Source organism: Aureibaculum flavum, assembly GCF_016406085.1.
Lineage (GTDB): Bacteria > Bacteroidota > Bacteroidia > Flavobacteriales > Flavobacteriaceae > Aureibaculum > Aureibaculum flavum.
The window spans coordinates 568849-592081 of the sequence record NZ_JAEHFJ010000002.1 but is presented as its reverse complement, the minus strand read 5'-3'; the positions used below and the strand labels follow the sequence as shown (position 1 = coordinate 592081).

22 protein-coding genes are annotated in these 23233 nt (G+C 32.1%); 18 read left to right on the top strand and 4 right to left on the bottom strand.

The window, feature by feature from the left end; translation table 11 throughout:
* The first annotated feature begins 4 nt into the window (after positions 1-4).
* The 6 genes from ilvB to JBL43_RS05665 all read left to right on the top strand — a co-directional run bounded on the left by ilvB (position 5) and on the right by JBL43_RS05665 (position 7945).
* On the top strand, positions 5-1738 hold the full coding sequence (gene ilvB, locus JBL43_RS05690) for a biosynthetic-type acetolactate synthase large subunit (protein ID WP_198840493.1): 1734 nt from the start codon (positions 5-7) through the stop codon (positions 1736-1738).
* Positions 1739-1750: 12 nt separating this feature from the next.
* A complete protein-coding gene (gene ilvN, locus JBL43_RS05685) occupies positions 1751-2272 on the top strand; it encodes an acetolactate synthase small subunit (protein WP_138948478.1) in 522 nt (173 codons plus the stop codon).
* A gap of 176 nt (positions 2273-2448) precedes the next feature.
* On the top strand, positions 2449-3924 hold the full coding sequence (gene ilvC / locus JBL43_RS05680; RefSeq protein ID WP_198840492.1) for a ketol-acid reductoisomerase: 1476 nt from the start codon (positions 2449-2451) through the stop codon (positions 3922-3924).
* A 162-nt stretch (positions 3925-4086) separates the two neighbouring features.
* Positions 4087-5349, top strand: coding sequence for a threonine ammonia-lyase (ilvA, locus tag JBL43_RS05675; protein WP_198840491.1), 1263 nt, complete (start codon positions 4087-4089; stop codon positions 5347-5349).
* 105 nt (positions 5350-5454) lie between these two features.
* Positions 5455-7032, top strand: a complete 1578-nt coding sequence (locus JBL43_RS05670) for an NADP-dependent glyceraldehyde-3-phosphate dehydrogenase (RefSeq protein ID WP_198840490.1) — start codon at positions 5455-5457, stop codon at positions 7030-7032.
* A 43-nt stretch (positions 7033-7075) separates the two neighbouring features.
* Positions 7076-7945, top strand: coding sequence for a cation diffusion facilitator family transporter (locus JBL43_RS05665; RefSeq protein ID WP_198840489.1), 870 nt, complete (start codon positions 7076-7078; stop codon positions 7943-7945).
* Between the two features lie 135 nt (positions 7946-8080).
* Here JBL43_RS05665 and JBL43_RS05660 read toward each other — a convergent pair whose 3' ends face one another.
* Positions 8081-8527, bottom strand: a complete 447-nt coding sequence (locus tag JBL43_RS05660; protein WP_198840488.1) for an FKBP-type peptidyl-prolyl cis-trans isomerase — start codon at positions 8525-8527, stop codon at positions 8081-8083.
* A gap of 524 nt (positions 8528-9051) precedes the next feature.
* Between JBL43_RS05660 and JBL43_RS05655 the strand changes: the two genes are divergently transcribed.
* A complete protein-coding gene (locus JBL43_RS05655) occupies positions 9052-9471 on the top strand; it encodes a hypothetical protein (protein WP_198840487.1) in 420 nt (139 codons plus the stop codon).
* 11 nt (positions 9472-9482) lie between these two features.
* Positions 9483-10049 carry a DinB family protein gene (locus JBL43_RS05650; RefSeq protein ID WP_198840486.1) on the top strand — a complete coding sequence of 189 codons (567 nt, stop codon included), beginning with the start codon at positions 9483-9485 and terminating at the stop codon, positions 10047-10049.
* A gap of 6 nt (positions 10050-10055) precedes the next feature.
* Here the strand turns inward: JBL43_RS05650 and JBL43_RS05645 are convergent, their stop codons facing one another.
* Together JBL43_RS05645 and JBL43_RS05640 are read right to left on the bottom strand one after the other, a co-directional pair.
* The gene (locus JBL43_RS05645) at positions 10056-12566 is read right to left on the bottom strand and encodes a hypothetical protein (RefSeq protein WP_198840485.1); all 2511 of its coding nucleotides are present in this window, start codon (positions 12564-12566) and stop codon (positions 10056-10058) included.
* Positions 12567-12594: 28 nt separating this feature from the next.
* Complete coding sequence (locus tag JBL43_RS05640) at positions 12595-13578, bottom strand: hypothetical protein (protein WP_198840484.1); 984 nt, start codon at positions 13576-13578, stop codon at positions 12595-12597.
* A 96-nt stretch (positions 13579-13674) separates the two neighbouring features.
* Here JBL43_RS05640 and JBL43_RS05635 point away from each other — a divergent pair, with 96 nt between their 5' ends.
* From JBL43_RS05635 to JBL43_RS05590, 10 genes are all read left to right on the top strand, one after another.
* Entirely contained in the window at positions 13675-14448 is a 774-nt protein-coding gene (locus JBL43_RS05635) for a creatininase family protein (RefSeq protein ID WP_198840483.1), read from the top strand.
* Between the two features lie 132 nt (positions 14449-14580).
* Positions 14581-15036 (top strand): FKBP-type peptidyl-prolyl cis-trans isomerase, encoded by a 456-nt coding sequence (locus JBL43_RS05630; protein ID WP_198840482.1) that lies wholly within the window; start codon positions 14581-14583, stop codon positions 15034-15036.
* 6 nt (positions 15037-15042) lie between these two features.
* A complete protein-coding gene (locus tag JBL43_RS05625) occupies positions 15043-15489 on the top strand; it encodes a hypothetical protein (protein WP_198840481.1) in 447 nt (148 codons plus the stop codon).
* 96 nt (positions 15490-15585) lie between these two features.
* Positions 15586-16122 carry a DUF1697 domain-containing protein gene (locus JBL43_RS05620; protein ID WP_198840480.1) on the top strand — a complete coding sequence of 179 codons (537 nt, stop codon included), beginning with the start codon at positions 15586-15588 and terminating at the stop codon, positions 16120-16122.
* 138 nt (positions 16123-16260) lie between these two features.
* Positions 16261-16941 (top strand): head GIN domain-containing protein, encoded by a 681-nt coding sequence (locus JBL43_RS05615; RefSeq protein ID WP_198840479.1) that lies wholly within the window; start codon positions 16261-16263, stop codon positions 16939-16941.
* A gap of 298 nt (positions 16942-17239) precedes the next feature.
* Positions 17240-17965 carry a sterol desaturase family protein gene (locus JBL43_RS05610; protein ID WP_198840478.1) on the top strand — a complete coding sequence of 242 codons (726 nt, stop codon included), beginning with the start codon at positions 17240-17242 and terminating at the stop codon, positions 17963-17965.
* A gap of 1 nt (position 17966) precedes the next feature.
* Positions 17967-19823 carry a beta-ketoacyl-ACP synthase III gene (locus tag JBL43_RS05605; protein WP_198840477.1) on the top strand — a complete coding sequence of 619 codons (1857 nt, stop codon included), beginning with the start codon at positions 17967-17969 and terminating at the stop codon, positions 19821-19823.
* 129 nt (positions 19824-19952) lie between these two features.
* Complete coding sequence (locus JBL43_RS05600) at positions 19953-20849, top strand: DUF6999 family protein (protein ID WP_198840476.1); 897 nt, start codon at positions 19953-19955, stop codon at positions 20847-20849.
* Positions 20850-20860: 11 nt separating this feature from the next.
* On the top strand, positions 20861-21391 hold the full coding sequence (locus JBL43_RS05595) for a hypothetical protein (RefSeq protein ID WP_198840475.1): 531 nt from the start codon (positions 20861-20863) through the stop codon (positions 21389-21391).
* A 6-nt stretch (positions 21392-21397) separates the two neighbouring features.
* Positions 21398-22030 (top strand): hypothetical protein, encoded by a 633-nt coding sequence (locus JBL43_RS05590; protein ID WP_198840474.1) that lies wholly within the window; start codon positions 21398-21400, stop codon positions 22028-22030.
* 72 nt (positions 22031-22102) lie between these two features.
* On the opposite strand, the gene JBL43_RS05585 is transcribed toward JBL43_RS05590, so the two are convergent.
* Positions 22103-23209, bottom strand: coding sequence for an efflux RND transporter periplasmic adaptor subunit (locus JBL43_RS05585; RefSeq protein ID WP_198840473.1), 1107 nt, complete (start codon positions 23207-23209; stop codon positions 22103-22105).
* Positions 23210-23233: the final 24 nt, after the last annotated feature.

The window sequence follows — 23233 nt, the reverse complement described above, 5'->3', positions numbered from 1 at the left end:
AATTATGAGTACAGAAACACAAACTGTTAAACCAACAACAACTTCTAAAATGGTAAATATTTCGGGTGCGGAAGCCGTTATCAAATGTTTGTTAGAAGAAGGTATTGATTTAATTTATGGCTATCCAGGTGGAGCAATTATGCCTGTTTATGATGAGCTTTATAAGTACCAAGACAAGTTACAACATGTATTAACACGTCATGAGCAAGGTGCTACACACGCTGCTCAGGGCTACGCAAGGGTTACCGGTAAAGTTGGCGTTGCTATTGCAACTTCAGGTCCTGGAGCAACCAATTTGGTTACGGGTATTGCAGATGCTCAAATAGATTCTACGCCAATGGTCTGTATTACAGGTCAGGTGGCAAAACACTTATTGGGTTCTGATGCTTTTCAAGAAACTGATATTATCGGAATATCAATGCCAGTTACCAAGTGGAGTTATCAAATTACTGATGCTTCTGAAATTCCAGAAATTATGGCGAAGGCATTTTATATAGCTCGTTCTGGAAGACCTGGTCCCGTATTGATCGATATTACTAAAAATGCTCAGTTTGAAAAATTCGATTTTGAATATAAAAAATGTACTTCGGTACGCAGTTATAAAGCAATACCAGATATAAATGATCATGCTATAAATGCTGCCGCTGAAATTATAAATGAAGCTAAGAAACCAATGATCGTTTTTGGTCAAGGTGTTATTTTAGGTAAGGCAGAAGAAGAATTTAAAGCTTTAATTGAAAAAGCTGGAATTCCTTCGGCTTGGACTATTTTAGGTTTATCAGCATTACCCACAGACCATCCGTTAAACGTTGGTATGGTAGGTATGCATGGAAATTATGGTCCTAATAAATTGACAAATGAGTGTGATGCACTTATTGCAATTGGTATGCGTTTTGACGATCGTGTTACAGGAAATTTAGATTTCTACGCAAAACAAGCAAAGGTTGTTCATTTTGAAATTGACCCTGCAGAAGTTGATAAGAATGTAAAAACAGATGTTGCTGTATTGGGAGATGTTAAGGAAACCTTAGCTAAAATTTTACCAAAAATCAATAAAAATTCTCATTCAGATTGGATGCAAGAATTTAAAGATTATATGGACATTGAATATGATAAAGTTATCAAAGATGATTTGTATCCTGAAAAGGAAGGTTTAACTATGGGTGAAGTTATCAAACAGATTAATGAAGCCTCAAAAGGAGATGCTATTATTGTATCTGATGTTGGTCAACACCAAATGATAACCTGTAGATATGCCAAATTTAATAAGTCTAAAAGTAATGTAACCTCTGGTGGATTGGGTACAATGGGCTTTGCTCTACCTGCGGCTATTGGAGCGAAAATGGGACAACCAGATAGAGAGGTGGTTGCCATAATTGGAGATGGAAGTTACCAAATGACTATACAAGAGTTAGGTACTATTTATCAAACAAAAATACCTGTGAAAATTGTAGTGTTAAACAACGAATTTTTAGGAATGGTACGTCAATGGCAACAACTATTTTTTGATAAAAGATATGCCTCAACGGAAATGATAAATCCTGATTTTGTAACCATTGCTAAAGGGTATCATATTGAAGCGGAGCAAGTATCAAAAAGAGAAAATTTAGCAAGTGCAGTTCAAAGAATGATGGACTCAAAAGATGCTTTCTTTTTAGAAGTATGTGTCGAAAAGGAAGGGAATGTATTTCCTATGATTCCTTCAGGTGCAAGTGTTTCAGATGTTAGATTAAGTTAATTATATAATTAGATGGAAGATATTCAAAAATTTACATTTTCGGTTTATACTGAAAATAATATAGGTATATTAAATCGCCTTTCGGCAATATTTTTAAAGCGTCATTTCAATATTGAAAGCATGACTGTTTCTAAGTCGGAAATAGACGATGTACACAGATTTATTTTTGTGGTAAATATCACAAAATCGCAATCCGATAAGTTGATTGGTCAACTAGAAAAACAGATTGAAGTTATACGAGCCTATTCGCATACTGAGGATGAAATTATATACCAGGAGACTGCTTTGTTTAAAATTTCTTCAAAACACCTTTATGATGAAGATATTCAAAGTAGACTGAAATTTAAAAGAGCAAATATTGTAGCTATTACACCACATTATTTTGTAATTGAAGCTACAGGCTTAAAAGATGAGATAGACAATATGCATGATAAACTGAAGCCTTATGGTTTATTACAATTTGTGCGTTCTGGACGTATTGCAATTTCAAGACCTAAAATGGCTATTTCAGAATTATTAAAAGAATATAGTTAATAGTAATTATTGTCCCTTTTCAGGATTTTAAGAGGAATATCTCGTAGTAGTCACTTTACATTTTTTATGAAGTGATAATAGTAGGGGAAATGTATGGTGAAGAGGTTCTCGATATCTCAAAGTATTGAAATAAATTATAAAAATAAATAAATCAAACAATAATAAAGTATCAAAAAATGACAAATTATTTTAACACACTACCATTAAGATTACAATTGGAACAATTGGGTCAATGTGATTTTATGAACCAATCAGAATTTACAGAAGGTGTAAAAGCTTTAAAAGGTAAAAAAATTGTAATTGTTGGTTGTGGTGCACAAGGATTGAATCAGGGATTAAACATGCGTGATTCAGGTTTAGATATTTCTTATGCCTTAAGAGAAGGTGCAATTAAAGAAAAAAGAGCTTCTTTTAAAAATGCATCTGAAAATGGATTTACTGTTGGTACCTATGAAGAATTGATTCCAACGGCTGATTTAGTATCAAACTTAACACCGGATAAACAACATACTGCTGTTGTAAAAGCGGTAATGCCTTTGATGAAAAAAGGAGCGACATTATCCTATTCTCACGGCTTTAACATTGTTGAAGAAGGTATGGAAGTGCGTAAAGATATTACTGTCATTATGGTTGCACCAAAATCTCCAGGATCAGAAGTAAGAGAAGAATATAAGAGAGGATTTGGAGTACCTACATTAATTGCTGTACATCCAGAAAATGATCCTGAAGGAAAAGGTTTTGAGCAAGCAAAAGCATATGCTGCTGCAACAGGAGGAGATAGAGCAGGAGTGTTAAATTCTTCATTTGTAGCTGAGGTAAAATCAGATTTAATGGGAGAGCAAACTATTCTATGTGGTTTGTTACAAACAGGTTCAATTTTGTCATTTGATAAAATGGTAGCAAAAGGAGTTGATGCTGCTTATGCTTCAAAATTAATCCAATACGGTTGGGAAACTATTACCGAAGCTTTAAAGCATGGTGGTATTACAAATATGTTAGACAGATTGTCAAATCCTGCTAAAATTAAAGCCTTCAAGTTAAATGAAGAATTGAAGCAAATAATGCGTCCACTTTTTCAAAAACATATGGATGATATTATGAGTGGTCATTTTTCAAAAACGATGATGGAAGATTGGGCTAATGGAGATAAAAATTTGTTAACTTGGAGAGAAGCTACAGGTGAAACTGATTTTGAAAAAACAGAAAATACAAGTCAAGATATTCCAGAACAAGAGTATTTCGATAATGCAGTTCTAATGGTTGCTTTTGTACAGTCAGGTGTTGAATTGGCTTTTGAAACTATGACAGAAGCAGGTATAAAACCAGAGTCTGCCTATTACGAATCATTACATGAAACGCCATTAATTGCGAATACTATCGCAAGAAAAAAACTGTTTGAAATGAACAGAGTAATTTCTGATACTGCAGAATATGGATGTTATTTATTTGACCATGCTTGTAAGCCATTATTAACTGATTTTATGAAAGATATTGATATCGATGTAATTGGTACGGCTTATGGAAAAGGTAAAGATACTGGCGTTGAGAATCAAGAATTAATAGCAGTGAACAAAGCGATAAGACAACATCCAGTTGAGAGTATTGGAGCAAGCTTAAGAGCTTCTATGACGGCAATGAAAAAAATTGTTTAATAATAAGATTGAGATATAGTATGTTTCTGGCTTCTAAATAGTCATTGAAAAGAACCTTTTACAGTACTATATTTTTAAATTTGAACACAACATAATAATTTTAAAACCTACACTTCCATTAAGATGGAATTGTAGGTTTTTTTACTAATATTGCATTTATAAATGAGTCAAAATACATCAACAAATATAACTTTAGAATCGGTAAAGCAAGCTGCTGAAATTTTACAGGAGGTGGCCATAAGAACACCTTTGCAAAAAAATCTAAATTTATCGTCAATATTTAATGCAAATGTTTTTTTAAAACGAGAAGATTTACAACAGGTTAGAAGCTATAAAATTAGAGGAGCATTCCATAAAATTAGCTCTTTAACTAAAAAGGAAACTGAAAACGGAATTGTATGTGCCAGTGCCGGTAATCACGCTCAAGGGGTTGCATTTGCATGTAATAAGTTAAAGATACATGGTACCATAGTAATGCCCACTCCAACACCCAAGCAAAAGATAGAGCAAGTTAGAATGTTTGGTGGAGATTTTGTAGAAGTTTTGCTCACAGGCGATACTTTTGATGACGCTTCAACCGCTGCTAAAAAAATGTGTTCCGATCAAAATAAAACATTTGTCCACCCTTTTGATGATATTAAAATTATAGAAGGCCAAGCGACAATCGCATTAGAAATAATTGAAAAATCAAAGAAACCGATTGATTATGTATTTCTTCCTGTAGGAGGTGGAGGATTGGCCTCTGGTGTATCAAGTGTGTTTAAATTATTATCTCCTGAAACAAAAATTATTGGTGTTGAGCCAGAAGGAGCTCCTTCCATGAAAACGGCAATTGAGCAAAACAAAGTGGTAATTTTAAACACTATTGATAAGTTTATTGATGGAGCAGCTGTAAAACAAGTTGGGCAATTAACGTTTGATATCTGCAAAGAAAACTTATATAAAATGACCACTGTTGCTGAAGGTAAAGTCTGTCAAACTATTTTAGATCTTTATAATAAAGATGCTATAGTAGTAGAACCTGCTGGAGCGTTGTCAATTGCAGGATTGTATAGTTTTAAGGAAGAAATTAAGGGTAAAAACGTTGTTTGTATTGTTAGTGGAAGTAATAACGATATTACCAGAACTTCAGAAATTAAAGAACGGGCTCTGTTGTATGCTAATTTGAAACATTATTTTATCATTCGTTTTCCGCAAAGAGCTGGAGCGTTAAAGGAATTTGTAGTAGAAATTTTAGGCCCAAATGACGATATTACACATTTTGAATATACAAAGAAACACAGTAAGGAAAATGCACCTGCGGTAGTAGGTATAGAATTGAAAAATGAGGATGATTTAGAGCCTTTAATAACCAGAATGAAAGCTCGAAATTTCTTTGGAGAGTATATAAATGATAAGCCTGACTTATTTGATTTCTTAGTATAGTGTCAATCAGCAATTTGTAGATGCAAACCTTTTCGTTGTTTTCTTAAAAACGCAACGGTCTTTATTTCTTAATATAGTATTTTTACTTTTTAAAATGAACTCATTATGAATATCCCAAGTCAATATCAAATAACAAAACCATTACATCAAAACACTTTTTTAGTAAATGGTGAATTAAAACCATGGACAGGAAAAACTACAGAGGTTTTTTCGAGCATTTCTTCAACGGAGGAATATAAACCAACACTGTTGGGTACAATTCCATATATGGAAAAGGAAACGGCTCTCGAAGCTCTTGATGCAGCATGTGATGCTTATGATAAAGGACAAGGCTTATGGCCAACCATGAAGGTGGAAGGACGGATTGCCTGTTTGGAGAAATTTGTGGAGTTAATGAAGAAGGAGAGAGATGAAGTTGTAAAATACTTGATGTGGGAAATTGGTAAAGCCTTACCAGATTCTCAAAAGGAGTTTGACCGTACTGTAGATTATATATACGATACTATTGAAGAATATAAGGAGTTAGACAGAGACAGTGCTCGATTCTCAAAAGAAGGAGGCGTAAATGCACATATTCGTAGAGGTCCTTTAGGTGTAATTCTGTGCTTAGGCCCATACAATTATCCGTTAAATGAAACTTTTGCGTTGTTAATTCCCGCTTTAATCATGGGAAATACGGCTGTTTTTAAACCTGCAAAGTTCGGAGTATTATGTATTTCACCTTTATTAGAGGCATTTCAAAAAAGTTTTCCAAAAGGAGTAGTAAATATTATTTATGGTAGAGGCAGACAAGTGGCAACACCTATTATGCAAACAGGTAAAGTAGATGTGCTGGCCTTAATAGGTAATAGTAAATCGGCCATTGCTTTACAAGATGAGCATCCAAATAAAAATAGATTACGTTTAGTATTAGGTTTAGAAGCAAAGAACCCAGCTATTATATTGCCAGATGCTGATTTAGATTTAACTATTGATGAATGTATTGCGGGTTCTTTATCCTTTAACGGACAACGCTGTACAGCTTTAAAGTTAATCTTTGTTCATGAGGATATTCGTGAAGAATTTAATAAGCGTTATGCAAAAAGAGTAGATGAATTAACATATGGTAATCCTTGGGAAGATGGCGTAAAGCTAACACCATTACCAGAACCTGATAAGCCAGCTTATATTCAAGAATTAATTGATGATGCAGTGGCAAAAGGAGCAAAAGTGCTTAATAAAAAAGGAGGAGAAACTACTGAGAATTATATTTTTCCAGCGGTTTTATATCCTGTAAATAAAGATATGAGAGTATATAATGAAGAGCAATTTGGACCTGTAGTGCCAATTGTAACTTTTAAAGATATTCAAGAGCCATTGCACGCTATGGCTGATTCTAATTACGGACAACAGGTAAGTTTATTTGGTGAGGATGTGAGCTCATTAGCACCATTAATTGATACGTTGGTAAATTTGGTATGTAGAGTAAATTTAAACAGCTCTTGTCAACGTGGTCCAGATGTTTTTCCATTTACTGGTCGTAAAGATTCAGCGGTATCAACATTAAGTGTTCATGATGCATTAAGATCATTTTCTATTAGAACATTTGTAGCTTCTAAAGACAACGACTATAACAATAAAATTTTGGAAGATCTATTAACTTCTAGAAAGTCTAATTTCATTAGTACCGATTATATTTTGTAAGCGGTGTTAACAATATAAAAATTGAAGATTAATCTTTTTTAAATTGCAAATCGAAAAAACTGCAATACGAACAGCATACTTTAGTATAATAGGGAACATCAGTTTAGCTTTAATTAAAGGAGTTGCAGGGTTCTTTGGTAATTCTTATGCTCTAATTGCAGATGCTATTGAATCGGCAACCGATGTTGTGGCGTCACTATTGGTCTTGTTTGGTTTTAAATATGCAAAGCGACCAGCTGACGAAAACCATCCATACGGGCATGGCAAAATAGAACCTATAATTACTTTTGCTGTTGTCGCTTTCCTAGTTATTTCTGCTACCATAATTGCTTTTGAAAGTATTCAGAATATTCAGTCACCTCAAAAAGTTCCCAAATCGTGGACCTTAATTGTTTTAGGGGTAATTATTATATGGAAGGAAGTTTCATATCGCGTTGTTATCAAAAAAAGCAAAGAAATAAAAAGCACATCCCTTAAAGCTGATGCTTGGCACCATAGAAGTGATGCCATAACATCTGTAATGGCGTTTATAGGAATTTCAATAGCTGTTATATTTGGTAAAGGTTATGAAACGGCAGATGATTGGGCGGCCTTATTTGCTTCAGTTATTATTTTGTATAACAGTTATTTAATTTTAAGACCTGCCTTAGGTGAAATTATGGATGAGCAAATTTATGGTGATCTTATAATTTTAATTAGAGAAAAGTCAACTGAAGTAGAGGGGGTTTTAGGAACGGAGAAATGTTTTATTAGAAAAGCGGGAATGAAATATAATGTAGATTTACATGCCATCGTAAATGGTGATATTTCAGTCAAAAAAGGTCATGATATTGCTCATGATTTAAAGGACTATTTGAGAGCTCAATTACCTAACTTAGGTCATGTATTAATTCATATTGAACCCAATGAGTAAATAGAATTATGTTTCAGTGATTTATGAAGTGTTATGCTTACATCTTGAAGAAGAAGTACCTAAATAAACATAAAAATACCTGACAGTTCTTGTTAACCAAGTGCTGTCAGGTATTTTAAAAATAATTAACTTATTTTATTTTGTTGGCTCTGAATCTTTAATTTCTATCACTTCAAGATCAAAAATAAGGTCTTTACCTGCTAAAGGATGATTTCCGTCTATAACAATACTTTCATCTTTAACTTCAACTACCATCAAGTTCATTTCTTGTCCATCAGGTGATTTAGAAACTAATCCCATACCAACTTTAGGTTCCATATCTTGTGGAAGTTCTGTTTTATTTACTTCTTGTATCAATTGCTCATTAACATCTCCATACGCTTCTGCCTTAGGAATTGTTATGGTTTTCTTTTCATTTAATTTCATGTCAATTAAACCTTTTTCAAAACCAGGTATTAATTGTCCTTGTCCTAATGTAAATTCTAAAGGCTCTCTTCCTTCAGAACTATCAAAAACTTGTCCATCAGATAACTTACCTGTGTAATTTACTTTTACTGTGTTGTTCTCTTTAACTTGAATCATACTATGTTTCTTAATTTTAAAAAATACTTGTTATCTAATTTTTAGCTAGCAAACATTTTAGTTTAAACTTATTGTTCGACAATGTGCCAAAATCAAGCCAAAAAACTAAAAAAAGTATAATGAAGGTCGATAAACCAATGAATTAATAAAAATAGTAGTTGTAAATTGTGCTGTAGTCCTTTATTAGTAGTGAATCGCAACTTTAGTACTTCTAATTAAAATATTCTTAAAGTGAAATAAGTAAATCGGTAAATATGTCAGTAAAAGCTATTTTTAGCAAACTTATTGTGCCAATTTCACAAAAATATTCAAAAATAAGTTTCGTCTTTTTTAATGCCGAAAATTTTGCATGAGCACTTTTGTAGCTTCAAAAGACAACTGAATTGAAGTCATTAAATACTACGTTGTGTAATTTGGGAGAACTATAAATGTACTAACAAGAATTCTTGCAGATTTTCTATTTCGTTTCTATTTACTAACTTAGTTCCTTTAATAATAATTCAACTAACTTAAAATCAGCACCTATGAATCCAATACTAAGAAATGTTTTAGCAGTTGTTACTGGTTGGTTTGTGGGTAGTTTAGTTAATATGGGATTGATCAGAATGGGTCATACTATTTTTCCTATAGAAGGTGTTGACCCTAATGATATGAATGCATTGGCCGAGGTTCTGCCTAATTTAGAACCTAAGTATTTTCTATTTCCATTTTTAGCACATGCCTTAGGTGCACTTATCGGAGCAGTTGTAGCTGGTTTAATAGCTATCAATAATAAAATGAAATTTTCATTAGCTATTGGAGGATTATTTTTATTAGGAGGAATAGCGGTAAATTATATACTACCAGGGCCAAGATGGTTTGCTGTGGTTGATATATTACTAGCATATATACCTATGGCATGGATTGGTGGTCAAATAGCTTTAAAAGCCTCAAAAACGAATTAAAATTTAATCTTATGATTTATAAACTTCAACTTATTTCAATCTCAATACTATTTATTCTCGTATCTAGTTTTTCTAGTCAAGCACAAACCATCAAAGCAGAAAAAGGGTATACCCAACAGATAGGGAATATGGTGTCAATGCTAGAGGATTTAAAAAGTAGAGTTACCCGTAATGTTAAAAATTTAAACCTAGAGGAAACAGATTTTTTACTAGATACCGATGCTAATAGAATTGGTGCTTTAATATATCATTTAGCAGCTACTGAAAAATACTATCAACTCTACACTTTTCAGAATAGAGGTTTTAATAAAGAGGAAGAAAATTGGGCGAGAGCTTTAAGTTTGGGAGATACTGCAAGAGAGATTTTAAAAGATAAACCTATCTCATATTATCTCAATATTTGGGATGAGGTTAGAAAGGAAACGTTACAATTATTAAAAACCAAGAATGATAAATGGTTTGAATCTGGCGTAAAAAATAGCAATATGAATAATCATTTTGCGTGGTATCATGTCATGGAACATCAAGCCAACCATATGGGGCAAATAGCATTAATAAGCAAAAGGATTAAGAAATAAAATCGTTTAGTAATTATCTACATAATGAGAAAAGTACATGCAATTAGAAACAACTTTATCATAAAAAGAAGTATTGTCAAATTCCTTTAATTTCTTGAAATAGTTTCTGTTATACACATTTTTAGCATTGACTAAAGCAATTTGATACTCTTTAAAATTTATACTACCATCACGGTATTTTTCTCGGATAGTGTTATTTTCGGTAGTATTGGCCCATCCATTATAATATTGACCTTGTTCGCATTTAGCGGCAGTAAAAAGTGCTTTAGCGGTCAATTCTTTATCGTTACTTATCAGAACAGCTTTGTCTAAATAGACTAGAGGTAAACTGAAGTCATCAGTATAATTAGCATACCAATTATAATCTTTAAAATAATATTTAGAAGAAATTGTCATATTTAATTTCTCTTGAATATCGCGGTATTTTTCGTTATAGTAATTGTCAACTTCGTAAGTCAAAACATGTCTGTAATAACCGTAAATAGAGGTGTTAAAAAAGAAATTTCCAAGAAGATAACTCGCTTTAGCAGCTAAAAGGTTCTTTTTTCTAGCCAATTGCTCTAATTTAATTAAGGTTTTGGCAAGGTTGTGTTTGTCCATTAACCTTGGTATGAATTTAAAATCTTTCAAATAGTCTACCACCATTGTTGTAGATGTAGGGCAATCAAAACATTCAATTTGGTTGTATCCAAATACGGTATTCGGGATGTTGGCATAACCATCAAACTCAGAAGTCGAAACGGAATAAGGAACTACTTGTTTAAGTTCAGTTTCAGCTCGTTTAAATTTGCCTTGTCTAATATAAATAGTACCCTTCATAATAGCTACATATTCAGGAAAGTTAAAACTTTGAAGTCGTCTATTTCTAGGTTCCTGTTGCAAATAATCTACAGGTACAATGTTTTCAACCACAAAATTTTCAAAATCACTTTTGTCTTTTTTAGAGAAAAGCTTTTCAATTGCATTTAAAATATTTATATCCGGACCATATTCCAACGCTTTTATATCATTATGCATTAGAAATGATTTTGCAGTGTCACCTTGAATTAAATAGCGATTGGCCAATATATCAAGTATAAAATCACGAGTGCCATTTCTGTTCCAGTATAATTCATCTTTTGTGGGTATAAAATTGATTTTGTATTTATTCATTAAAACCTCTTCAAATTCCGGAGTTATTTTAGGTTGCTCTGTTATGTGTATTAACATTTCCAGCTTATTTTTTTGAGATTCGTAATTGGAAGTCGTCGTAGCAACTTTTGCGAGGTAAGAAGTAGCTGTATCATATTTTTTTTGAATAAAATAAAGATATGCCGTTGTTAAATTCCAATAATCCTTATCTATAACCTTAGCGTTTTCAGCTTGCTTTTTAGAAGCATCTAAGGTTTGGTTAAAAAAGGGAGTGGCATCCTCAGTAGTTGATACTGGTAATCGCTTGGAAGCATTTTGTTCACCACAATCATAATAACATTCATAATTTAATTTCAAAATATTACGTTCGAGTTGGTTTATGGCTCTAGCCATTAAAACTTTAGCTTGTATTGCATTTGGTGATTGTGCTATTATTTTTTCAAAAGAAGAGATGGGGTTATTAAATGCTTTTCTGCCCAAAATAAGATATATGTCATTTTTTTCATCTTCTGTTTTAACCTGTTTTAAAATGTTTTCAAAATCTAAATCTTGCGTAACCATCATAGAGTTGTAAGCCTGCTCTTTTAAATTTTTAGTATGTGAAAAAAATTGAAAAAAGTCATAATTGGCCTGTATAAAATTGCCTAATCCCCTTTCAGCACCACCTTTTTGATCTAAGGCATAATAATACATGATACCTTTATAATTTAAACTTTCAACATATTCCTTAAAATAAGAAATAGCGTCAGAGAAATTTAAAGTGTAATGTGCTAGACGTACTATTTGATAGCCATAGCGAAGTTTTAATTCTTTGTCTTTTTCAGCTTTCCAACTATTTTTTAAAACACTAAGTACTTTTTTATAGTCAAGTTCAGCAACAGTGTGTACTGGTTTTTCGCCCCAGTAATACCCCTCATTTTGACTAATAGCAGCCATATAAGGTTCTAAATATTTAGCGTATGATAAATAGAGTAAGGCCTGTTTCTGTTTTTTAATGAATTTTCTGGTGACAAATGCTAAATTTTTGTCTTCAACGGTATTCTTATTTAGTAAGCTTTGTAAATCTTTTCGAGCCGATTTAAAGACTAAATAATAAGCTTCATCATAAGAAATATTTAAATATTTCTGCCAATCCTCAATGTTTTCATTTTTCAAATTAGAGGTGTTTTTAGAGCTGTAGTAGAAACTATTATAGGATAATAAAAATGGATTATAACTAGGAGCATCAATTACTTCTTGAGCAAAAAGGTTATAATATTCATAGTCTGGATAGTAACCTGGACCGCAAAAAGAAGCTTCTTCTATAATAACATCTTTGTTGGTTTTATTTATGGAAACCCATGAGCTGAGTATGATTATTTGTAAAAAGAGAATGGTTTTTTTCATAGTTCTAATGTAGATGCGTCATAAAGACCTATTGCAAATCTTTTAATGAATATCGGTTTGTAAATATACTATCTAGGTGATAATAAACGATATCATAAGGCTGATTAATTTTTGATTTTAAAAAAGTTTTAGTTTCATTTAATAGCTCTGGAGAAATGGTTTCCACTTTAATTGTAAAACCTTTATTGACATAAAAACCTCTTAAAAATGTGTCGTCAATAGCTGTAAAATTATTGTTATTTTCTTTTTTAAAATTAACAGTACTTAAATCACTTTGGGTTACTGCATTTATCAATTTAGATTTTCCTAAATGATTGGTAACAATTGCCCAAGAATAAATTGGTAGTGCAATGTCAAAGGAGATTGGGTAGTCGTTAATTTTCTGTAAATAATCTTTTAATAAATCTAAATCTAAAATTGAATTTTCACCATCATTTTGTATAGGGTTAGAGGTGGCATAACACATTAAATACACCTTTTTTACGGGAGGAATTCCTGCAGTTTTTTTAAACTTTACTTGATGTAATCTTAATGTGCAGGTTATATTTTTATGGGTAATCTTTTTTAATGTTTCCAGAAATAAAAAGTAGCTTTCTTTTGTAGTTGCGGTCCAATCACAGTCAATTTGAATTTCTTCAAAATTAGAAATTTTGTTGTCTGCAGTAATTCTAGAAATCAGTATAGAGACATGCTCCGCTAGGATGGCAATTTCATTTGGAGTAGTGTTTGTAAAAGTTCGATTAGTAATAAATAATACAGGAATGTAGTCTGCCGTAAGCGTTGAGCTTTCAAATTTGTTTATGGTTCCTATTGGCTCTACAATACCATTTTTAGTATCGACATCAAATAAACGGAGGTATAATTTATTGGAATGTAAATTTTTGAAAAGTTGAACTTCTGCATTGTTAAAATCTACAGTACTTTTCCAATGATAAAATTGAATTTTGGGTTGATTTTGTTGTGTGCAGCCAATCACAAAAAAACAAATAAGAAGCGAAAAAACAAATTTCATTTTGAGAATTAATTAGATGGAAAAAGTATAAAAACATTACTGAGTTGGGCAAAAATACAACATCTTTTAGTAGCTTAGCTAACTAATATTTATGCAATGACACCACAAATAAGACCTTACATTTTAGCTGAAACCAATTGGAAACACCTTAAAGACGCTCATATTGAATTGGCCATTTTACCATGGGGAGCTACTGAAGCCCATAATTATCATCTGCCTTATGGTACCGATAATTTTGAATCTGAATACATTGCTGCTGAAGCGGCAAGAGTTGCTTATGAACAAGGGGCAAATTTAATTGTATTACCCACTATTCCATTTGGAGTAAATACGGGACAAAGCGATATCTATTTAGATATAAATATGAACCCATCAACACAGATGGCTATTTTAAGTGATATTATCGAAGTGTTGAATAGACAAGGTATTCATAAATTTTTAATACTCAATAGTCATGGCGGTAATGACTTCAAAACATTACTGAGAGAATTGGGACTTAAATATCCAACGATGTTTTTATGCACTTCCAATTGGTTTCAGGCCATGGATAAGGAGTCGTATTTTGATAATAAAGGCGATCATGCTGATGAAATGGAAACAAGTTTACTAATGCATTTAAAGCCAGAATTGATTTTATCTAAAGAAGAGTGGGGAGACGGGGCAGAAAAAAAGCATAAAATAAAAGCATTCTCAGAATCATGGTTGTGGTCGGAAAGACCATGGTCTTCGGTAACTAAAGATACTGGGATTGGTAATCCTAAAAAAGCGAGTACAGAAAAAGGAGCTCAATTTTTTAAAGATGTTACTGAGAAAATAGGAAATGTGTTTGTAGAGATATGTGCTATGGATAAAGAAGATATGTACCATTAGAATTAGGATATTGAATCTCAAATTATTACTGATGAATCTGCAAAAAAATGCTTCTAAATAAATAAGTGAATTTTATAATACTGTTTACCACATTGCTTTTCTTATATTTGACGCTTTAAAAAATAAATTTTGATGAAAAAATATACCATTGTACTTTTAGTATTAACATTATTATCAGCGTGTAATAAGAATGATGACACCGTAGATTATACAGTGAAAAATGAAGAAGAAATTGTAGCATATATTGCGGCTAATAATTTAGATGCACAAAAAAGTAATTCAGGTTTGTATTACGTTATTGACGAACTTGGTGAAGGAGAGCAACCCGTAGAAACTTCAAACGTTACTGTGGCATATAAAGGCTACTTTACGGATGGTGGTACTTTTGACGAAAGTGATGCTGATGGAGTTTCATTTGGTTTACAGCAAGTTATCAAAGGATGGACAGAAGGTATTACCTATTTTAAAGAAGGTGGTAGTGGTGTGTTATTAATTCCTTCGGCTTTAGGTTATGGTAGCGATGGACGTCCGGGTATTCCTGGAGGTGCTGTACTTCTTTTTGATATTAATTTGATTTCTGTAAATTAGTGCGATATGGGGTTGTTTAGTAAGGTAGATAAGGTGTTGGCTGGCTTAGGTAATATGAAAGCGATGAAGCGTGTTCATGTAGATACATTTACCGAAGGATTGATGGAAAGTGTCGAGGGTGAAAAACTATCTGCTTCTGAACATGGAGAAATTTGGGCTCACATTCAAGAGTTGGGCGGTTATTATTCTTTAAATACAACCATACTAAGTGGTGTAAATATTAAGACTATTAAAGGTGGTAAATTATCATTTTTAGGGTCAAAAGATACTTTTGTTTTAGATACAGATGACAATCAGTTGGAGTCTGATTATTCTAATGTTTCTAATCGATGGATGACAAAAGCGAATTACAATATTGATAAAAAGGATATAGACTATATCAGAGGAAAAGGATATACGGAATTACAATTCGAGTTTAAAAAGAAAACGCTAGTTTTTGACGTCATCAAATAAGTTTTAGTTTCTTATAATTTGATTTATTATAAAATTAAAATAAGCTCTGTGATTCAGTGTTGTTTTAAGTAGTGAAATTGTTTTTAATAAGCTATCATGAAAAAATATATCGCAATTTTAAGGGGGATTAATGTTGGCGGTAAGCGTAAAATTTTAATGGCTGATTTACAACAATTATTAAACAAAAATGGCTTTAAAAATTGTAGTACATACATTCAAAGTGGTAATGTTCTTTTTTTATCAGATAAAACTGTACTTGAAATAGAAAAAGAGATAAAACAAACCATTTTTAAAAAATACGGATTTGATGTGCCTGTTTTGGTTCGAACAGTTAATGAAATAGAAAATGTCTTTCATAACAATCCTTTCTTGCCAGAACAAGCGGATATTAATAAATTATACGTCGCCTTTTTGGCGGAAATTCCTTCGGATGAAAATCTAGAAAAACTGAATGCTATTCATTTTGACAATGCTAACTTTGAAATACATGGTAAGCATGTGTTTATGCAGTATTATACAAAAAGTAGCGATTCTAAACTTACCAATAATCTCATAGAAAATAAATTAAAAGTGACTGCTACCAGTAGAAATTGGAAAACAGTGACTAAGTTATTTGAACTTTCTACTACTTGAAAAATTAACACTTTTTTAAAAATCTATATATCTCTTAATAAGTACCTTTGTTTAAATAATAAGGGGTTAAGTGTATAACATTTTATCAATTGAAAGTTCAATTCAATCTGTAACAAACAGATGTTAAAAATATATAAAATGAAAAAAACAGCAATGGTAATTATTTTATTTATGCTTGTTGGAGCTAATATTTTTGCTCAGGAAGCCACCATAGACTTGCAAAAATTTAGTCAAATTAAAGGGTATGATCAATTAAAAATCACGTTGATTAAAGCTACGTATAACAAGGCCATAATAACTGGTGACGATATTGATAAAGTCGCTATAGATAATCAAGGTAATTTGTTAAAAGTACGTATGGAAGTAGAGAAAATTCTTGATGGCAATGAGACCAAAGTCACTATTTATCATACTGAAAATATAGTTATGATCGATGCGAATGAAGGCTCTAAAATTACATCAACTGATGAAATAGATGCCGATTATATAACCTTACGTACCCAAGAAGGTGCAAGCATAAATGTGAAAGTTAAAACGAAAAACATGAATGTAAAATCGGTAACTGGTGGTTTTATAACTGTTAGTGGTACTACAGATAATCAAGATGTATTAATAAGAACTGGTGGTGAGTTTTATGGTAAGGACTTAGAATCTAACCGTGCAGATGTTACTATTTTTGCTGGAGGAAAAGCGTATGTAAAAGCCAAAGATTTAGTTGATGCAACGGTTAACGCTGGTGGTACTATTGAAATTTCAGGAAATCCAGATAAGGTAAATGAAAATAAAATACTTGGAGGTAAAATTATTATCAAAAAGTGATTTAACTTCTAAGTTTTGTAAAAAAGCCGAAAATGAAAATTTTCGGCTTTTTTTTACACTAAATGCAATGTGCAATTACATATCTATAAGAGTTCATATAGATTCCTTTTGGTCAATAAACGAATGCAAAGGGTAAGTCGTTATAGTTATTTCAAGTACGGTTTTTTGTTAAAATAAATACAATAACTGAATACAGGGGTCAATGCCGTAATTCAACAATCTATATTTGTAAGGATAATTAAACGGAACTGAAGACGTTTGTGTGTTAGATTCATTTTCAGTTTATCAACCCATAATAATGCAAGAGATTATTGAAAACATAATTTATAATACATCTTATTTTAGTCTTTACGGACTAACATTTATATATTTTTTGTTTTTGTATTTTACAGTGGCACCAATGTTTTTGGTTATTTGTAAACAACTAAATAAGCGAGGTCTACTTCATAAGATTATTGATAAAAAGGTAAAACGAAAACAGTTAAATTTTGAAATCAAACATTCCTTGCAATCTATTTTTGTTTTTGGATTTTCAGTATTACCTATTATTTATTTAATTAGAATTGATAAAATCACATTGCTACCCAATACTTTTTTTAATGTGGTGTTGGCAGTTGTGGTACTAACCCTTTGGAATGAGGTACACTTTTTTATCGTACATAGAATAATGCATTTGCCTTTTTTTATGAAACGTGTCCATTTTGTACATCATCAATCTAGAATTCCTACGGTATGGTCCGTATATAGTTTTCATTGGTTTGAAGCCTTATTGTTGAGTACTGTTCCGTTAATCATTATGTTATTTGTGCCATTTTCAATTGTTGGCGTATTTCTATACCCTTTGGCGAGTGTCTTGTTGAATTATGCAGGACATTGTAATTATCGCTTTGGCGATGGTTATGGCAATTCATGGAGGCTTTTTGGTACACATCATAATGAACATCACTCAAAAGGGAGAGCCAATTATGGATTTGCCTCAAATGCATTAGATAAATTTTACAATTGCTATATAAAAAGACATTAATATGATAGAGAAAGAAGAAGTATATATTACAGGTATAGGTGCGTTTTTACCTAATAAACCCATCAATAATGATCAAATGGAAGACTATTTGGGATTGATTAATGGTAAAAAAAGTGGGGTAAAAGAACGTATTCTTAAGCAAAACGGTATTAAATTGAGGCATTATGCCTTGAATAAGAATCAAGAAAGTACACATAGCAATGCTGAACTTGCGGCCAATGCAATTGAAATTGCGTTGGACAAAAGTGGAGCTGATGCTACTGAAATAGAATTACTTTCAACAGGAACAACGCAAGGTGATTTACCAGTTCCAGGTTTTGCGAGTATGGTACATGCTTTAACGGATTTTAAAAAATGTGAATTGGCTAGTTTTCAAAGCGTTTGTGCTAGCGGAATGATGGCGTTAAAAACTGCTTTTTCCCAAATAAAATACAAAGAAAAACAAGAGGCTGTTGCGGTGGGTAGTGAGTTTGCGAGTCGCCTGTTTAAAGGTTCAAGATTTGATGGGCAAGATCAGAAGTCAGTGCCTTTTGACACCGAATTTTTACGATGGATGCTCTCCGATGGGGCAGGGGCGATGGTACTTTCTAATAAAAAAAATACGAAAGGTTTGTCCTTAAAAATTGATTGGATGGAGTTAAAATCTCATGCCAATGAATTTCCTGTTTGTATGTTTACAGGTAAAAATGATAATAAAAATGAAAAAGAACAAACTTGGTTAGATTACCCAGATTATGAATCGGCTTCCAAAGGAGGAGCGATCAATCTAAAACAAGATATCCGACTATTAGATAAAGTGATTCAAGTTGGCGTTGCTCATTATTTTGAATTGATTGATAAAGGAAGGGTTAACCCTGATAAAACCGATTGGTTATGTTGTCATTATTCATCTGAGTATTTTAAAAAGCCCATTAAGGATTTAATGACCAAAGGAGGTGCTTTAATTTCTGATGAAAAATGGTTTAGTAACCTAACTACAAAAGGAAATACTGGTGCGGCTTCAATTTATATTATGTTAGAAGAATTGTTGTATTCAGGTAAGTTAAAGGCTGGTGAAACCATTTTGTGTATGGTACCAGAAAGTGGACGATTTATCACTTCTTTTATGCAACTAACAGTTGTTGGTCAAGATGAAGATGCAAAAGTTTATCCCAAAAGAAAAGTTGAAGCTCCTGAATTGATAGTTGATAAAAATCCGACCTCTGAATGGTTGGTGAGACAACTCACACAAATTTGGATTGATTTTGAAACGAAATTATTGCAAGTTCCTGTGGTGTCAAAAATTCATAGTGGTAAATTAAGTTTGTCAGATTATAAATTATTGTTACATGATTTACGACAACAAGTAATTGATGGTTCGCAATGGATTTCTAGGGCCGCCTCAAATATTGATATTGAATTGTTCGAGTTACGTTCTGCCTTTATAAAACACACCGCTGCAGAACATAAGGATTTTCAAATCTTAGAACGAAATTTTGTAGCTTTAGGCGAATCTTTGGAAGACATTCAAACAGGTAATAAAAATATTGGGAGTGTGGCCTTAACTTCTTTTATGTTTCAACAAGCCAGTAAAAACAATCCGATTGATTTGCTGGGAGCCATGTTTATCATCGAAGGTATTGGAAAGCGATTGGCAGGGTATTGGGGAGATATGATTAAAGATCAACTGGATTTGGACAAAGAACAAGTCTCCTTTTTTACCTATCACGGTGTTGCAGATGAAAATCATTTCCATCGCTTAGAAGAAGCCCTAAATCATCCTTTTATGAATATGGATTTAGCCAAACAAATAGCCAAAACGGCCAAAACGACGGCGAAATTATATGAAATGCAATTAGAAGAATTAGGTAATTATTAGTGAAACTCAGTTTTGAGAATCTCGTTTTTTTGCGAGAGAACTTAAAATTGTAAGTTGAACTAATCCCGCTATTTGAGCGGGATATAAATAGTGTCAATTTTTAAAAACAGAACAGAAAAACACAACAAAATGTCAAACGAATTAGATATTTCAAAACATGATGACCGTGATCCAAACCCATGGTTAGCAATGTATTTAGATAGTAGTATTCCAATAAATGAGAAAACGAAACAAGCATTGATGCGAGATAACAATTCAAAGTCGGCTCGATATCTATTGCCATTTGTTCAGTTATGGTCAAAGATCACCATGTTTTTCATCCATATTTTTAAGTTTATTTTCCCAAAGCTGTTCAATTCGTCAAAATTATTACACCGAATGTTAGCATGGGGCTTAAAGACATGGGTAAGCCCGGATGCCAATTTATTAATCTTTAGACATTTTCACGTAGGTAGCGATATTTTATCCTTTATCTGGGCCAATATAGATGGTGTAGAAACCAAGTCAAGTCCGTTGCGACCGAAAAATTTCGAAGATGTTAAAGATGATTTATTTCTATTGCACGATTTGAATTTATACAATTTTGTTATTAATTTGAATAGTGAACTGAAGTCAAAAAACCTCACGATAAAACAAAAGAGTGATTTGGATTTATCGATGATTACAGAAGATCAATTTGATCATATTCAATTTCCAAATAAATGGACTAACATTTTAGATTTACGTTCAGCTATTGAATTATTTACACCGTTTTATCAGTTGTTTTTAACGGCAAATGATTTTGTGAGAGCCTCAAATTCTTTACAGTTAGATGAAACCATTGCTATTTATACGGCACAAATTTTAGGAACTCCTGGGCATTTAGGTCTGGTGAATAATAAACATCCAATGGTGCCTGCCACAACGTATAGTGCCGCCTACAGATTGGTGTTGCATGGTTTAGCTTCAGAAACATTACACGAAATTTTAGTAAATCTAAAATTAAATAAATCTAAAGATGGGGTGATGACACCTAAGTCTGCATAATAAATATAGAAATGAAGAATAATGTATATTTTTTGTGGATAGCCTTGGCATTCTTTTTAACGAGTTGCAATTGGTTAACTTCTGATGTAGAAATAAAAAAACAAACGTACTTTCTTGACGTTATAGATTCAGTGCAGACAAAACAATCAAAAAAGATAATAGCAGAAGTTTATTCTCAATTACAAAATAAGGAATTTGTACTTTCTTTGAAGAAAAATGACTGGAATGGCATTCTACCTTATAACGCTGAGGTTGATCTTTCTGATTTGTCTGAATATTACCCTGAAATACACGTTTTTAAAGCACTAAAAAGTGATTCAGATATTGATGAATATATGGTGAAAATAGAACTGCTTTACAATAAGCTATTGGCAGATAATATACCTAATTTTACTATAAAGATGTATCTACGAAATGCAGATAATCAAAGTTGGAAACCATTTGCAAATCCAGGAAATTTTAGATTCAACACAGAATACTACAAAGAAAACAAGCAAGCAGAGTGGATTAAAAGAATCATAGTCGGTTTAACTTTTAAATAGGAAAATATGAAATATAAGATACTACTATTTTGTTTAGTTAGTAATTTAATTTTGGCACAACATAAAAACATGACAAAAGAGGAAGTTAAAGAAATAACAAGTTTGGGTAAGCAGGCTATTATCGAATTAGCTTTAAAAAAAATAGATAAAAAGGTTGATACCAGTAATTTTAAAAGTATTAAAGTAATGGCTTCTAAACATGATATTTATGTTTCATTTCAAAATCCCATAATATTTGTTCCTGAAAATTCAGTTTATTTATATAATGCTACTGTTTATATTAAAGGGCAGACTTATGCACAGCCTTATAAAAATCCTGAAGATATAGATTATAATTCTGATGAAGTTCAATTTTTTAAGTATGATGATGACGTTTATGAAAAGATAAAATTTGTGATAAAGGCAATCAGTAAGCAAGATCATGTCGAATCAATTGACTGGAAATATTACCAAGATAGCAATGGGATGGTTATTTACGATAAAGGTGATCATTATTATGTAGATGTAGCATATGGTAAATTTAGTGAAGGGGCTTATACTATTGACAAGACTACAGGAGTGGCTACCGAAGAATACATTGCGTCAATAGAACCTTATCCGGGTGAAGATGATATTAAATTTGTGGAAATAAAGAATTGAAAAATAAAAAAAATCAGGTGAATATTTTATTTTTTCAAACTCTAAAAACACTCCTGTGTAAGATCTTTTACTTTAATTATCTTCCTCTTCAGCCAACTGATTCCAAACCTTAATCTCATCATCTTTAGAAATACCACTTTTAATTTCAACTTGAATTCCGTCGCTAACACCTAAAGTAACATCTTTTCGTTCAAAGCTATTACCATTTTTTACTTCAACAAAAGGAGCTTTTGTGTCTTTATCAAATTGCACTAACGCCTCTTTTATAGCCATTACACTATCCGCTCTGGCTAAAATGATAGATGCATTGGCACTTAAACCTACTCTTATAAATGTGCTATCTTGTTTTTTAAGTATTCCTTCAATTTCAAATTGAATGGCTCCATTTTCTAAATTTCCTTTGGGTGCGATATAATCTAATGTTGCCTCAAAAACTTTGTTTTCAACTGCTCCTACGGTAATTTCTAAGGGCAAACCTTCTTTAACTTTACCAACGTCAGATTCATCTATTTTCCCTTCAAAAATCAGCTTGTTTACATCTGCCAAAGAAGCTATAGTGGTACCTTCGTTAAAATTGTTACTTTCAATAACTTGGTTCCCTACTTCAACAGGAACTTCTAAAACCATTCCCGATACAGTAGATCGTATCAGTGTGTTTGCCGAGTTTCCTAAACCACGGGTAGACCCCGTTTTTACAATTTCATAATTTTGATTTGCTGCACTATATGATTGTTTGGCTTGGTTGAAAGCCACTTCAGCCTGTTCTAATTCTTGTTTTGAAATAACACCTTTGTCAAATAAACTTTTTTGCCGCTTATAATTTCGTTGTTGATCATCCAACGCTATTTTATTGGTTTGAATGGTATTTTTAGCATTGTTTAATGATGATGAATTTGGAATTACTTTAATTTTTGCTATGAGGTCACCCTGTTTAACATTATCACCACCTTTTACATATATTTCTTGAATAACTCCAGAAATATTGGGTTTTATCAAGACTTCTTCCACAGGAAGAATACTACCCGTTGCTACTGTTTTTTTAATAATGGTTTGAGTCGTTGGTTTTTCGGTTTCATATACAACTGGGTCTTCAGCATTTTTGGTATATAAATAATACATGGCCGCAGAAAATGTTACAATTATAAAGAGCAATATGAATATGGTTACTGATTTTTTCATTGGTATCGTTATTTAGTATTTGTT

Coding starts and splice junctions, on each gene's coding strand:
- JBL43_RS05655 (WP_198840487.1), top strand. CDS start 9,052: ATGAATCCAATACTAAGAAATGTTTTAGCAGTTGTTACTGGTTGGTTT.
- JBL43_RS05635 (WP_198840483.1), top strand. CDS start 13,675: ATGACACCACAAATAAGACCTTACATTTTAGCTGAAACCAATTGGAAA.
- JBL43_RS05595 (WP_198840475.1), top strand. CDS start 20,861: ATGAAGAATAATGTATATTTTTTGTGGATAGCCTTGGCATTCTTTTTA.
- JBL43_RS05630 (WP_198840482.1), top strand. CDS start 14,581: ATGAAAAAATATACCATTGTACTTTTAGTATTAACATTATTATCAGCG.
- ilvN (WP_138948478.1), top strand. CDS start 1,751: ATGGAAGATATTCAAAAATTTACATTTTCGGTTTATACTGAAAATAAT.
- ilvB (WP_198840493.1), top strand. CDS start 5: ATGAGTACAGAAACACAAACTGTTAAACCAACAACAACTTCTAAAATG.
- JBL43_RS05625 (WP_198840481.1), top strand. CDS start 15,043: ATGGGGTTGTTTAGTAAGGTAGATAAGGTGTTGGCTGGCTTAGGTAAT.
- JBL43_RS05590 (WP_198840474.1), top strand. CDS start 21,398: ATGAAATATAAGATACTACTATTTTGTTTAGTTAGTAATTTAATTTTG.
- JBL43_RS05605 (WP_198840477.1), top strand. CDS start 17,967: ATGATAGAGAAAGAAGAAGTATATATTACAGGTATAGGTGCGTTTTTA.
- JBL43_RS05600 (WP_198840476.1), top strand. CDS start 19,953: ATGTCAAACGAATTAGATATTTCAAAACATGATGACCGTGATCCAAAC.
- JBL43_RS05640 (WP_198840484.1), bottom strand. CDS start 13,578: ATGAAATTTGTTTTTTCGCTTCTTATTTGTTTTTTTGTGATTGGCTGC.
- JBL43_RS05670 (WP_198840490.1), top strand. CDS start 5,455: ATGAATATCCCAAGTCAATATCAAATAACAAAACCATTACATCAAAAC.
- JBL43_RS05620 (WP_198840480.1), top strand. CDS start 15,586: ATGAAAAAATATATCGCAATTTTAAGGGGGATTAATGTTGGCGGTAAG.
- ilvC (WP_198840492.1), top strand. CDS start 2,449: ATGACAAATTATTTTAACACACTACCATTAAGATTACAATTGGAACAA.
- JBL43_RS05585 (WP_198840473.1), bottom strand. CDS start 23,209: ATGAAAAAATCAGTAACCATATTCATATTGCTCTTTATAATTGTAACA.
- JBL43_RS05650 (WP_198840486.1), top strand. CDS start 9,483: ATGATTTATAAACTTCAACTTATTTCAATCTCAATACTATTTATTCTC.
- JBL43_RS05660 (WP_198840488.1), bottom strand. CDS start 8,527: ATGATTCAAGTTAAAGAGAACAACACAGTAAAAGTAAATTACACAGGT.
- ilvA (WP_198840491.1), top strand. CDS start 4,087: ATGAGTCAAAATACATCAACAAATATAACTTTAGAATCGGTAAAGCAA.
- JBL43_RS05610 (WP_198840478.1), top strand. CDS start 17,240: ATGCAAGAGATTATTGAAAACATAATTTATAATACATCTTATTTTAGT.
- JBL43_RS05645 (WP_198840485.1), bottom strand. CDS start 12,566: ATGAAAAAAACCATTCTCTTTTTACAAATAATCATACTCAGCTCATGG.
- JBL43_RS05615 (WP_198840479.1), top strand. CDS start 16,261: ATGAAAAAAACAGCAATGGTAATTATTTTATTTATGCTTGTTGGAGCT.